Consider the following 13,188-nt stretch of genomic DNA (forward strand, 5'->3'; position numbering starts at 1 on the left):
AGTAAAAGTTTATTTGTTCTTCATAGCAGTATTGGAACCTAAGAGAGAGGCGTTTGTTCCTATCGGCACGGGATCAGGTTGCGCGATGAACAAGCCAACGCCAAGCGAAGCGAAGACTCTGCCGCTCTATGAAGAAACGATATCGGTGGGGAAGAGACGTGTGCGTACTGGTACGATCCATGTGCGAACCGTCACCGACACGATACGGGATCATGTGGATATCGAGTTGTCGGAAGACAGGATCGACGTGAAGCGTGTTCCCGTCGATCGCGTCGTCGATCATGTCCCAGAGGTACGGATCGAAGGCGATCTTATGATCGTTCCTGTCCTGAAAGAAGTTTTCTTCGTCGAAAAGCGCCTCGTCCTGGCTGAGGAAATTCACCTCCGGCGCTGGATTGTCAGCAAACATGTGAAAATTCCAGTCGAACGGCGCAGCCAGCGTGCCCTTGTGCAGACCCCGTTCCCGGAAGCCGCGTCCGATACAGGCGGTGAGGACGATTCAACGATCAATGGGAGGCCATCCATGACGGAGATCAATGAGTCCGTACACTATCGTTTAATTACGGCGTTCTACGACAATGAGGCCGCGGCGCAAGCGGCCGTCGACAAACTGCTCGCTATCGGTATTCCCAATGATGATATTCATTTCATCCACGGCCGCGCCATGCATGCGGCGATCGTGGAAGAGAACAAAGGATTCTGGGAAATCATCAAATATCTTTTCCTGCCGGAAGAGGACCGGCATATTTATGCCGAAGGCTTGAAACGGGGTGGTTATCTCGTTTCGGTTAGAGCGGATGACGCCACTTACGGGAAAGCTTTCGATATCCTTGATTCCGAAGGGACCCTTAACCTGACGGAACAGGAAGCGCTCTGGCGAGCCGAAGGATGGACGGGCTATGAGGGGGCCCTTGAGCAGCCGGTCGTCGAACAGCCTGCCCTTGAACAGCCTGCCCTTGAACAGTCGGTCGTTGAACAGCCGATCGTGGCGGGTGAGGCTGAGGCAGCAGCAAGTGTCGTTTCCACCAGCGCGGTCTCAGTGACACCGCTCGCGCAGACTGTTTCGGAGCCTGCTAGCTTGCAAACTGGCACTCCTTTGCAAACTGGCGCTCCTTTGATGGAACAACCTGCCGAAAGTAAAGCCTTCGAAAATGAAGAGATGGTGATTCCGATTGCCGAAGAACTCTTGCACATTGGCAAGCGTGAGATCGACAACGGCCGTGTTCGTGTCCACAGCTATACTGTCACAAAGCCGGCAAGCGCTTCGATCAAATTGCGGGAAGAAAATATCACGATCGAACGGCATCCCGTCGATCGGCCGATCACGGCCACGGATAATGCGTTCGCGGAAAGAACAATCGAACTTGATCAGCATGCTGAAGTCCCCGTCGTGGAGAAGGACGTTCATGTGAGCGAGGAAATTCGCCTCGCCAAGGATGTTCGCGAACATCAAGAAACGGTTTCTGATTCCGTGCGCGAGACCAAAGTGGATATTGAGGACACACGCCGGAGCAGACTTGCAGCAAGCACTGGCCTCGTTGGGTCGGACATGGTTTCCTATGCCGATAAGATTCACGACCATATGAATGTCATGGCCTCGGACGGTCAGCTTATCGGTGTCGTCGATCATCTCGAGGGTGATCGGATCATGCTGACCAGCAGCGACTCTCCCGATCACCTGGAACATTTCATTCCTCTCGCCTGGGTGAAGACGATTGGAGCGGATGTGGAACTCGACAAACCGGCCAATATGGTGAAGGCCTCCTGGTAAAGCCCCGCGTAGACGTTCGGCTTGGCTTCCTCGTTGGGTGGAAAGGTGGCGATTTCGGCGAGAGCCGAAATCGCCATTTTCATGGTCTACACGAAGAGGGCCTGCGCCTCGGCAACCTCCGCGAAAATGAAGTGGCGCACCGCGCGGATGCGGGAACTCATCGCCGCATCGGCATCAGCGACCAGCCAATAGGAGCGCTTGAGAGCCACCTCCTGCGGTAGGACGGGCACGAGTTCTGGCCTGTGCGCGGCGATGAAGGCTGGCAGGATGCAAAGGCCGAAACCGGCGCATGCCGCTTCCATTTGTGCATGAAGGCTCGAACTCTGTATGCGTGCACGCAAGCCTGGTTTGACTTCATGCAGATAATCGAGGCCGCGCGTGAAAACGAGATCGTCAATATAGCCGGAGAACGGATGATCGATGAAATCCTCGCGCGTTCGAATGGGTTTCGCATTGTCGAGATAGGCGCGCGAGCCATAAACGAATAGCATGTAATCGGTGAGGCGCTCGCGCACGAAACGGCCGGTTTCCGGCGGTTGCAAGGTGATGGCGAGATCGGCCTCGCGGCGCGAGAGCGCGACGATCTGCTGAATATTGAGCAATTCGAGCGTGATATTGGGATGGTTCGCCGTGAAGCGCGGCAGGCGGCTCGCCAGGAAGAAATTCCCGAACCCTTCGAGCGAACTGATCCGGACGAGGCCGGAAACCGTCTGATGGCTGCCGGCCAGTTCTTGCTCGGCCTTTTGGGCTTCGCTTTCAATCATCTGAGCCGAGGCGAGCAGTTTCTCGCCTTTCTGCGTCACATTATAGCCGCGCGGGTTGCGTTCGAAGATTTTGGCGCCCAGCGCATGTTCCAGTCCATCGATCCGCCGGATGACCGTGGCGTGATCTACGCCGAGGCGCCGGGCGGCGAGCGAGACAGTGCCCGCTCGCGCTACGGCCAGGAAAAAGCGCAGGTCGTTCCAGTCGAACCCTCTGTCCATCGGCTTGTCCTGTATTTCCGCACAGAAAGCCTGTGATCTTATCTGTTTCTTTTCACAATTTCAGCCGATAGTTTCTCTCAAGATCATCACTCTTCAATCGCTGGCGCTGCGTCCGAGGCTTTGGGTGCCGGCGATTGCGGAGAAAAACAGCCCAAGCCCTGGGAGGAAAAATGACGAGTACGATCGCATTGCCGCGCCTGTTGCGGATTGGCGCTGGCGCCTCGCGTGAATTGGCGTCGGTGCTGCAAAGTTTGGGGCTCAGCCGCCCTTTCATCGTCACCGACGCTTATTTGCAGGAAAGCGGCCGGGCCGATGGTCTGGTGCAGGGGCTCGAGGCTTCTGGTCTTACGGCGGCGGTATTTTCGCATACGGTGCCGGACCCGACTGTCAGATCCGTCGATGCCGCGCTCGAGGCTTTTCGGCAGGGCGATCATGATTGTATCATTGGTTTTGGTGGGGGCAGTCCGATCGATACGGCCAAGGCCGTGGCTGTGCTCGCCGTGCATGGCGGCCCGATGAGCCAATATAAGGCGCCGCATGCGCAGGATCTGCCGGGCGTGCCGATCATCGCCATTCCCACCACGGCCGGCACTGGTTCGGAGGTGACGCGTTTCACCATTATTACGGACGAGAGCAATGACGAGAAAATGCTCTGCGCCGGCCTTGCCTATCTGCCCGTTGCGGCCCTCGTCGATTACGAATTGACACTGACGAAACCCAAGCGTCTGACCGCCGATACCGGTATCGACGCCTTGACCCATGCGATCGAGGCCTATGTCTCGAAAAAGGCCAATCCTTTCTCGAGCACTTTTGCTTTGGCGGCGATGCGGGCGATTGCGCCCAATCTACGCCGGGTCTTTGCCAATCCCGATGATCGCCCCGCGCGCGAGGCGATGATGTTGGGCGCGACGCAGGCCGGTATCGCCTTCTCGAACAGTTCGGTTGCGCTTGTCCATGGCATGAGCCGGCCGATCGGCGCGCATTTTCATGTGCCGCATGGTCTCTCGAACGCCATGCTTCTGCCCGCGATTACCGCCTTTTCTGCGCCGGTGGCATTGCCGCTCTATGCTGATTGCGCGAGGGCCATGGGCGTGGCGCGCGAGGAGGAGGGCGATCAGGCCTCCGTTGCCCGGCTTATCGATGAATTGCGCCAACTCAATGCCGATCTCCAAGTGCCGGGACCGCGCGCATACGGCATTGAGGAGACACGCTGGAACAGCTTGCTGCCCTTGATGGCGGAGCAGGCTTTAGCCTCGGGCTCGCCCGGCAATAATCCGATTGTTCCGACATCCGACCAGATTCAAACCCTTTACCGCCAGGCCTGGGCGGCTTGAACAGGAGTTGACCAATGACCCTTCCCGTGACCCCCGCACAGACGACGATCGAGCCTATCCCGCATGTCATCAACGGCCAATTGACAGAGGGGCAATCCGGCCGTTTTGGTGAGGTTTTCAACCCGGCCTTGGGGAGCGTTGTTCGGCGCGTGCCGCTGGCGACGCGCGAGGAGGTGGGGCAGGCCGTGGAAGCCGCTGCCACCGCTTTTCCCGCCTGGGCCGCGACGCCTCCCCATGTCCGGGCGCGGGTTCTGTTTCGCTTCCGCGATCTCGTCGAGCAGCAGGCCGACCGTCTTGCGGCCTTGATCACCTCCGAACATGGCAAAGTGTTTTCCGACGCCAAAGGCGAATTGACCCGTGGCCTCGAAGTCGTTGAATTCGCCTGTGGCATTCCTCAGCTTCTCAAAGGGGAATTCAGCGAACAGGTCGGGCGCGGCATTGACGCCGTCTCGATGCGCCAGCCCTTGGGCGTTGTGGCCGGTATCACGCCATTCAACTTTCCGGCCATGGTGCCGATGTGGATGTTCCCGGTCGCGCTCGCCTGCGGCAATACATTTGTCTTGAAGCCGTCCGAACGCGATCCGAGCCTGGGTGTCGCGCTTGCGCAATTGCTGCGTGAGGCGGGCCTGCCCGACGGTGTCTTCAATGTCATCCATGGCGACAAAGAGGCTGTGGACGCTCTCCTCGAACATGAAAAGGTTGAGGCGATCAGCTTTGTCGGCTCGACGCCGATCGCCGAATACATTTATCAACAGGGCACGGCGCGCGGTAAACGGGTGCAGGCGCTCGGTGGGGCAAAGAACCATATGATCGTCATGCCCGATGCCGATCTCGATCAGGCCGTCGATGCCTTGATGGGCGCGGCCTTCGGTTCGGCTGGCGAACGCTGCATGGCGATTTCCGTGGTCGTGCCTGTCGGCGAAAAGACCGCCGAGGCGCTGATTGAGCGGCTGGTGCCACGCATACAGGCTCTCAAAGTCGCGCCAGGCACAGATCCCTCAGCCGAAATGGGGCCCCTGGTCACGCGGCAACATCTCGACAAAGTGACGGCCTATATCGAGACAGGCCTCGCCGAGGGGGCGAAGCTTCGGGTCGATGGCCGCGGGCTGGCGGTCGAGGGGCACGCCGAGGGTTTCTTTCTTGGCGGCTCCTTGTTCGACCATGTGACATCCTCGATGCGTATCTATAAGGAGGAAATTTTCGGCCCGGTTCTGTGTATGGTGCGGGCAAAATCCTTCGAGGAAGGTCTTGGCCTCATCAATGATCATGCCTTTGGCAATGGCACGGCCCTCTTTACCCGTGACGGTGATGCCGCACAGTCGTTTCTCTCGCGTGTGCGGGCCGGCATGGTTGGTGTCAATGTGCCGATTCCCGTGCCCATGGCCTTCCATTCCTTTGGCGGATGGAAGCGCTCGCTGTTCGGTGATCATCATATGCATGGTCCTGAGGGTGTGCGATTCTACACGCGTCTCAAAACCGCGACTGTGCGTTGGCCGACAGGTATTCGCGCGGGTGCTGAATTTACAATGCCGACGCTCGGCTGATTCGAACGGGACGTTTGGAGAATGACAGAGCGCGGATCGAATGTTTTCGATCCGCGCTCTTTGGACGATAAAGGCGCATACGTCGAAAGGGGAAATTTTTAGAAGAGGAACGATGCGTTAGGATAAACAGATAAAGACAAAATAGTGGGAGGAATTAGCATGACGACACAGAGGGCGGACTCCGATGTAGAGAACGGGGCCGGGCTGAAATTCCTGGTTTTTGCATCAAGCCTTGGCACCATGATCGAATGGTATGATTTCTTTCTCTACGGCAGCCTGGCGGTTTTCTTTTCTGAACTCTTCTATCCCAAGGACAATCCGGTTGCGGCTTTGCTCATCAGCGTTGCCACTTTTGCGACGGGCTTTGCCGTGCGTCCTCTTGGTGCCGTATTGTTCGGCCATCTCGGCGACAGGATCGGTCGCAAGACGACTTTCCTGATCACCTTGCTCTTGATGGGTGGTGCCACGGCCCTGATCGGCATTTTGCCGACCTATGCCAGCGTCGGCCTTTTGGCGCCTGTCCTGCTCGTCGTGCTGCGTCTCATCCAAGGTCTGGCGCTCGGTGGCGAATATGGTGGCGCGGCAACTTATGTGGCCGAACATGCGCCAGATGGCAGACGGGGTGGCTGGACGAGCGCGATCCAGACCATGGCCTCGATGGGGTTCTTCGTATCTCTCGCGGTGGTCCTGTCCTGCCGTTTTCTTTTGGGTGATGCCATCTTTGCATCCTGGGGCTGGCGCATTCCCTTCCTGCTTTCGGCCGTGCTGGTGATGCTCTCTCTTGGGGCGCGTTTACGGCTTGCCGAATCGCCGATCTTTCTTCAGCTCAAGGCCGAGGATCGTGTGTCGAAATCACCCGTGCGCGAAAGTTTCGCCGATCCGCGTAATCGCCGCCTGATGCTCGCCGTTCTGTTCGGAGTCGCGAGCGGTCAGGCCGTGACGTTCTATACGGCAAATTTTTACGCGCTTTATTTCCTCCAGAGTATTTTGAAGGTGGATTTCCTGACCTCGAATCTTGTGATGGTTCTGGGTGTCTTGATCGGCATGCCTCTCTTTGTCCTGTTTGGCATCTGGTCCGATAAAATCGGCCGCAAGCCGCTCATCATCGCCGGTATGGCGGCGGCGGTCGTGCTGCTAGTGCCGATCTTCATGGTCATGCAGTCGGCGGTCGGTCCGCAGGGTATCAATATCTGGTTGCTGGCAGCCTGTGTTTTCGTTCTCGTCGCGATTGCGGCGGCGGTCTATGGACCTTACGCGGCCTATCTCGTCGAGGTCTTTCCGCCGCAGATTCGTTATACGTCCTTGTCGATCCCCTATCATATCGGCAATGGCATTTTCGGCGGCTTTCTGCCGCTGATTGGCTTGTCACTGGTCGCGGCCACAGGCAATCCGCTCGCCGGGCTCATCTATCCGATTGCGGTTTGCGTGATCAATGTCATCATTGGCAGCCTCTATCTGCCGGAGACATTGCATACACCGATTGATGGCCGGACCTCCGTCGAGGATCTGGCGGATGAAAGCCTGCCTTTCGCGGCCGCGCTGCCGCCGAAATCCGCCGCCTAATCGCAGCCTGTAATCTCTTGTGCCAAAGGGCGGAGCCGGCAAGGTTCCCGCCCTTTCTCATTCCCTTTTCTCAACGAGATTCCGACGCCGGTCGGAAAACTGGTTTGAGCGCTTGATAAAGCCTGCGAAACCGGTCGATCGAACTTTGATAAGCCCTGTGGAGCGCTGGATCCGGCTCGATCACGGATTGAACTTTTGGCGGCAGGAGAATGGTTCGGGGATTTTCGCCAGTCACGGCGAGACGCGCCAATCGTGCCGCGCCGAAAGCGGGGCCACGCTCAGCGACGACAAATTTCTGAAGTCTCAGGCCCGTCGCCGAGGCAATCAGTTTTGCCCAAAAGGATGAGCGTGCACCGCCGCCAATGAATGCGGCGGTTTCAATGCTGGCGCCAGCCGCCTTGAGCGTGTCAAGCGCATCGACCAGCATGAAGGCGACGCCTTCGAGAACTGCCTGGGTAATATCGGCGCGCGTCGCGCTATTATCGAGGCCAAAAATGACACCGCGTGCGAAAGGATCATTATGCGGTGTCCGTTCTCCCTCGAGATAGGGCAAAGCGATCAGTTTCGACGGTCCGCGAAAGGATTGTTCTGCTTCTTGCAGGAGAAGAGGGATATCAGCCTCAAGCCAGCGCGCGGCGGCGGCCAGGGGACTGGCGCCGGAAAGCATGGCTGCCATCTGATACCAGCCTTGCGGCACGGCGTGACAGAAAGCATGGACCAGATTGTGTATGGAAGGCCGATGTTGATCGGCCGCGACGAAAAGCTGGGCCGAGGTTCCAAGCGAGATGAAGGCATCTCCATTGGAGATCGCACCAATACCCACGCCGCCCATGGCTGCATCACCACCACCGGCCGCGATCACGACGTCGTTCGGCAGGCCCCAACGCGACACCCATTCCTTGCGCAAAATGCCGGTTGCTTCATTGGACTCGTAAATTTTGGGGAGCCAGGCTGGATCAGCCCCGCAGATTTTGATGGCAGCCTCCGACCAGCAACGTCCCGCCTGATCGAACATCCATGTCCCAGCGGCATCGGAAACATCGGTCGCTAATTCTCCACAGAGTTTCAGACGAATATAATCTTTCGGCAAAAGCAGCGACCGTGTCGCGGCAAGCGTCTCGGGTTCATGACGGTGCAGCCAAAGAAGTTTGGGGCCGGTCAGTCCCGGCATGGGCATGACACCCAATTGCTCAAGCAAAGGGGAGGGGAGGCTGGCCAGTTCCGCTGCTTCCCGATGCGAGCGCCCATCGTTCCAGAGGATCGCGGGACGCAGGGGTTTGTGGGCGCCATCAAGCAGAACCGCGCCATGCATCTGACCGGATAGACCGATACCGCGGATCTCCTTGAGCAGGCCGGGATTCTCTCCCGCCAGACGATCGAGCGTCCGGGCGACGGCGTCCCACCAGGACTCGGGATCGGCCTCGCTCCAGTTGGGATGCGGACTTGACCAGACAACATCTTCGCTCAGATCGGCGGTGACGTTTTCATTTTCATCGATGACGAGGGTTTTGACGGAAGAGGTTCCAAGATCAATGCCGATAAAATTCATTTCAGATCCCGAGGCCTCTTTCGTTGAGCCTGTATGCGCTTCGTTCCGACAGAAGGGAATACCACGGGGATGCCTGTTGGGCCGTTCGCGAAATTTCCTTCGTCTCCTCAAAAACGCGGGAAACAGGCCAAGAAAACGCTATTGAAATATTATAACATTTCCCTATTATCGGGAGTCTCATTCCAACCTGCCGCGTGTTGGATTCACGGCGCGCCTGATTATTTGCGTGCCGGAACGCTTGGGTTTTCGTGCCAAAATCCTTTAAGGATGCTCCCGCCGCATGGCTGTTCATGACCCATTTCTCGCCTCCCTCATGGCGCGTTCGGCGCTTCAGCGGCTGGCGGTTGCCCTTGGCATTGTCGCCTGTCTTTGGCTCGCCATTCTTTGGGCGGTTTCGCTCCCATGAACACTTTGAACCCTGCCATCACCTTGCGCAATGTCACGGTGGCCTATGACCGGCATCCGGCGGTGCATCATGTCAGCGGCTGTTTCGCGCCGGGCAGCCTCACGGCTTTGGCCGGCCCCAATGGCGCCGGCAAATCCACCTTGCTCAAGGCCATCATGGAGGAGCTGCCGCTGGCCGAGGGCTCGATCGACCGGGGTGGGCTGAGTGTCCGCGATTTCGGCTATCTGCCGCAGGCCGCCGAAATCGATCGTCATTTTCCGCTTTCGGTCGCCGACACGGTCATGCTCGGTGCCTGGCGCGAGATGGGTGCGTTCGGCGGTGCCACGCGGGCCTGCGCCCAACGCGCCCGCAAAGCCTTGCTGAATGTTGGGCTTGAAGGGTTCGAGGCGCGTCCTATTGGTTCCCTGTCGGCCGGCCAGTTCCAGCGCGTGCTCTTCGCGCGGCTGCTTTTGCAGGACGCCAGGGTCATGATTCTCGATGAGCCTTTCACGGCGATCGATGCGCGCACTACCGCGGATCTGTTGGCGATCATCCGGGATTGGCATCGCGATGGCCGTACGGTCATCGCCGTCCTGCATGATTTCGATCAGGTGCGAAGCACGTTTCCCGAGACTTTGCTGCTCGCCCGCGAGGCCGTGGATTGGGGCCCGACCGAAAAAGCCTTGTCCGCGGCCAATCTCGTGCGCGCCCGCGCCATGGCTGAACATTGGGACGAGAACGCCCCGCATTGCGCGGCGTGAGGACCGGCATGAGTTTCTTTTCTCTCTTCATCGCGCCTTTCGCCGATTATGGCTTCATGCGCCGCGCGCTCGTCGCCTCGGTCGCGCTGGGGCTCGGCTCTGGGCCTGTTGGCGTCCTGCTCATGTTGCGCCGGATGAGCCTCGTCGGCGATGCCATGAGCCATGCGGTGCTGCCAGGAGCGGCGATCGGCTTTTTAATCGCCGGTGGCCTGTCTCTACCGGCCATGGGGCTCGGTGGCTTGATCGCCGGCTTGAGTGTCGCGCTGCTGTCCGGCCTTGTGAGCCGCACCACCGCTCTGCGGGAGGATGCGAGCTTTGCCAGTTTCTATCTGACCTCGCTGGCGCTCGGCGTTCTCATCGTCTCGCTGCGTGGCTCGAATATCGATCTTCTGCATGTGCTCTTCGGCACGATCCTGGCGATCGACGCCACTGCCCTTTATCTCGTCGGCTCCATAGCTTCCTTCACGCTCATCACTCTGGCGATCGTTTATCGGCCGCTGGTCGCCGAATGTTTCGATCCAGGTTTCATGCGTTCGGTCAGTGGCATGGGGTCCTTCTATCATCTTTTGTTTCTGTTTCTCGTCGTCCTCAATCTTGTCGCCGGCTTTCAGGCGCTCGGCACCTTGATGTCGGTCGGCATGATGATGCTGCCCGCTGCCGTGGCGCAGCTCTGGGCGAGGAGCTTGCCAGCTATGATCGCGATTGCCGCCAGCATGGCGGCCTTTTCGGGGTTTGTCGGGCTCATCATCTCCTATCATCTGGGGTTTGCCTCGGGGCCGACGATCATTCTGACGAGCGGCTTTATCTATGGCCTTTCGCTGTTGCTTGGTCCCGAAGGCGCCGTGCGGCGCTATCTTCCTTCCCTGCATCTGACAGGTTGATGATCATGAGACGACATTTCTCGCGCGCTGGCCTGTTGTGTGCGCTGGCTTTGGTGAGCGGCTTTGCGCCTGGCGTGTCGTCGGCGCATGCGAAAACCTTGCGCGCGGTCGCCAGTTTCACCATTCTCGCCGATGTCGTGAAACAAGTTGGGGGGGATCAAGTCACGGTCGAAAGTCTCGTGCCGCCGAATGGTGATCCGCATGAATTTGAACCCTCGCCCGACAATGCTCGTGCGCTCAAGGGCGCCGATATTACTTTCATCAGCGGCGAGGGCCTGGAAAACTGGTTCCAGCGGCTGGTGAAAGCGTCAGGATATAAGGGTGCGGCGATTGTCGTCTCGAACGGAATCAAGACCTTTACCATGGAGGAGGGCGGTGAGCGCGTCACCGATCCGCATGTGTGGAACAGCGCGGCCAATGTCGTGACCTGGGTTGATAATATCGAAAAAGCCTTGATTGCGGCCGACCCGGAGGACACGCAGGCCTTCCATGACAATGCCAACCGCTACCGCAAGGATTTGCGGGAGCTTGACGCCTATGCGCATGCGCGGATCGATGCCGTGCCGCAGGAGAAACGCAAGATTCTGACGAGCCATGACGCCTTCGGCTATTTTGCCAAGGACTATGGCGTGACCTTTTTGTCACCGCTCGGATTTTCGACGGAAACGGAAGCCTCGGCGGCGACCGTCGCCAAATTGATTGACCAGATCCGCAAGGAAAAGGTGAAGGTCTATTTCATCGAAAATTCGAATGATCCACGCCTCGTGAAGCAAATCGGCGATGCCACCGGCGCACGGCCTGGTGGTACGCTCTATGTCGAATCGCTCTCGCCGCCCGATGGCAAGGCGCCGACCTATCTCGACATGTTTCGCAACAATGTAAATGAAATTGCCGGCGCCCTTTCCCAATAGGCTCGTCATCGCTCAAAGCTTTGCCCAAGCCGAAGTTTTGAGGGAAATGCAGAGCATTGTTTTTGTATGCTTGGCATCGGCCCGTTGATGTGACAACATCAATACTTATCCAAAGGTATCGGAATGTCCCTTGGACGACTCTGGAATGAACGCCCGACAACGGCAACCACCTAAATGAACTTCATCTGCCGCATCCAGTGTTCAGCCATGGAGGGCCATTCTACCGTCTGTGTTCCCGGGGAGCCGAGCCCGAACCCATGTCCTCCCGTAGGGAAAAGATGACGTGCCACAGCAACGCCTTTGCGCTGACAGGCAGCTTCGAGAATAGCAGTATGAGCCGGATTGGAGATGGGATCATCAGACGCTTGAACAAGAAAGAACGGCGCATCGTCACGGCGCACGTATGTCTGAACCGACCATTCCGACGCTTCATGTCGCTTAGGATCTGGGCCGAGCAAAATGCGGCACGTTTGTGTATCCTGATAGGGAGGCTCTAATGTAACAATCGGATAGATCAGCAGATTCAATGCTGATTCATCGGAAATATTGTCAAACGCATCCATCGGAGGATAGCACGACCAGTCTGGGCGGGTGGCGCGCATTCCAAGTAAGTGAGCACCTGCAGAGAAGCCGAGTACGCCCAAGCGTGACGGATCGATCCCGAAGGAACTGGACCGGCCACGAATGAGACGTAGAGCTCGTTGAGCGTCCTGGAAAGGAGCGATACGCCCAGCCCCCCAGCCTTCTTCCGGAAGACGATAAGCGAGTATGAAGGCTGTTATACCAAGGCTGTTCAACCATTCGGCTGCTGGAACAGCTTCCTTACCCATTTGGATATGATGGTATCCTCCACCCGCGGCTATAAGTATTGCGGCGCCATTGGGAACAGCGGGGCGGTACAGGCTGATCGTGGGAACCGAGACGTTGGTCAGTGTACCCTTGTAATTTAAGGCTTCCGGCCCTGCTGGACCTCCGCCACCAGGAGGCGAGCCCTCCCAGAGAGGAATATGTTCTTCAACTGCGAGCTGATCCCGTCTACTTACCCGCTGCGTCCATTGTGAGTGGTCTTGCTGAAAACCATAATATGGCGCGGCATATGCTGAAAATGCACATAGTCCGGTTACCGAAAGCCCTGCAGTCAAGATGTGTCTTCTATTCATATTTCCTCCCTCATTGTTGCTTTATATTTATACTTAGAATGAATACCTTATGGCGTGTCGTCAGTTAGGCACGATCCAACCTGTACTTGTATATTGAGCGATGATATGACGAAGGGTTTGACATAGGCCGGCGTAATCAATCGGGCTTCATGGCTAAACGTGCCGATCTCGCACCCCGGCAATGGGTGCCACCGTAAGCCTCCATGGTCACCATGTGCAGTGGCTGACTGGCGAAGAACTTCAGCTCCTGGGCGCGGCACTGTTTCTTTCGAAACAGAACCTTGCCGGAGCTTTCCGCTGCATGCACCTAAAAAATGTTTCAGCATGATTGATTGACACCAACTGA

General features: G+C 57.8%; 11 protein-coding genes. 8 read left to right on the forward strand and 3 right to left on the reverse strand.

Translation table 11 applies throughout. From position 1 onward, the window contains the following. Positions 1–85: 85 nt before the first annotated feature. Entirely contained in the window at positions 86–1,771 is a 1,686-nt protein-coding gene (locus BIND_RS19895; RefSeq protein ID WP_012383187.1) for a DUF2382 domain-containing protein, read from the forward strand. 86 nt (positions 1,772–1,857) lie between these two features. On the opposite strand, the gene BIND_RS00875 is transcribed toward BIND_RS19895, so the two are convergent. After that, the gene (locus BIND_RS00875; protein WP_012383188.1) at positions 1,858–2,754 is read right to left on the reverse strand and encodes a LysR family transcriptional regulator; all 897 of its coding nucleotides are present in this window, start codon (positions 2,752–2,754) and stop codon (positions 1,858–1,860) included. Between the two features lie 170 nt (positions 2,755–2,924). Here BIND_RS00875 and BIND_RS00880 point away from each other — a divergent pair, with 170 nt between their 5' ends. The 3 genes from BIND_RS00880 (at position 2,925) to BIND_RS00890 (ending at position 7,195) form a co-directional block, all read left to right on the forward strand. Continuing rightward, positions 2,925–4,088, forward strand: a complete 1,164-nt coding sequence (locus BIND_RS00880; protein WP_012383189.1) for an iron-containing alcohol dehydrogenase — start codon at positions 2,925–2,927, stop codon at positions 4,086–4,088. 14 nt (positions 4,089–4,102) lie between these two features. Continuing rightward, entirely contained in the window at positions 4,103–5,632 is a 1,530-nt protein-coding gene (locus BIND_RS00885; protein WP_012383190.1) for a CoA-acylating methylmalonate-semialdehyde dehydrogenase, read from the forward strand. A 159-nt stretch (positions 5,633–5,791) separates the two neighbouring features. Continuing rightward, positions 5,792–7,195: an MFS transporter gene (locus BIND_RS00890; RefSeq protein ID WP_012383191.1), complete on the forward strand. Its 1,404-nt coding sequence runs from the start codon at positions 5,792–5,794 to the stop codon at positions 7,193–7,195. A gap of 70 nt (positions 7,196–7,265) precedes the next feature. Here the strand turns inward: BIND_RS00890 and xylB are convergent, their stop codons facing one another. Continuing rightward, positions 7,266–8,744: a xylulokinase gene (xylB, locus tag BIND_RS00895; protein WP_012383192.1), complete on the reverse strand. Its 1,479-nt coding sequence runs from the start codon at positions 8,742–8,744 to the stop codon at positions 7,266–7,268. 280 nt (positions 8,745–9,024) lie between these two features. On the opposite strand from xylB, the gene BIND_RS22135 reads away from it, so the two are divergent. From BIND_RS22135 to BIND_RS00910, 4 genes are read left to right on the forward strand one after another with little or no spacing between them, the layout of a single operon-like run. After that, positions 9,025–9,150 (forward strand): hypothetical protein, encoded by a 126-nt coding sequence (locus BIND_RS22135; RefSeq protein WP_280109988.1) that lies wholly within the window; start codon positions 9,025–9,027, stop codon positions 9,148–9,150. Continuing rightward, a complete protein-coding gene (locus BIND_RS00900; protein WP_012383193.1) occupies positions 9,147–9,890 on the forward strand; it encodes a metal ABC transporter ATP-binding protein in 744 nt (247 codons plus the stop codon). The genes BIND_RS22135 and BIND_RS00900 overlap by 4 nt, the downstream gene beginning before the upstream one ends. A gap of 8 nt (positions 9,891–9,898) precedes the next feature. Beyond that, positions 9,899–10,771: a metal ABC transporter permease gene (locus tag BIND_RS00905; RefSeq protein ID WP_012383194.1), complete on the forward strand. Its 873-nt coding sequence runs from the start codon at positions 9,899–9,901 to the stop codon at positions 10,769–10,771. Positions 10,772–10,776: 5 nt separating this feature from the next. After that, a complete protein-coding gene (locus tag BIND_RS00910; RefSeq protein ID WP_012383195.1) occupies positions 10,777–11,682 on the forward strand; it encodes a metal ABC transporter substrate-binding protein in 906 nt (301 codons plus the stop codon). A 170-nt stretch (positions 11,683–11,852) separates the two neighbouring features. On the opposite strand, the gene BIND_RS00915 is transcribed toward BIND_RS00910, so the two are convergent. After that, on the reverse strand, positions 11,853–12,842 hold the full coding sequence (locus tag BIND_RS00915) for an alpha/beta hydrolase (RefSeq protein ID WP_012383196.1): 990 nt from the start codon (positions 12,840–12,842) through the stop codon (positions 11,853–11,855). Positions 12,843–13,188 lie beyond the last annotated feature (346 nt).

This window comes from Beijerinckia indica subsp. indica ATCC 9039 (assembly GCF_000019845.1).
In the GTDB taxonomy this organism is placed as follows: domain Bacteria; phylum Pseudomonadota; class Alphaproteobacteria; order Rhizobiales; family Beijerinckiaceae; genus Beijerinckia; species Beijerinckia indica.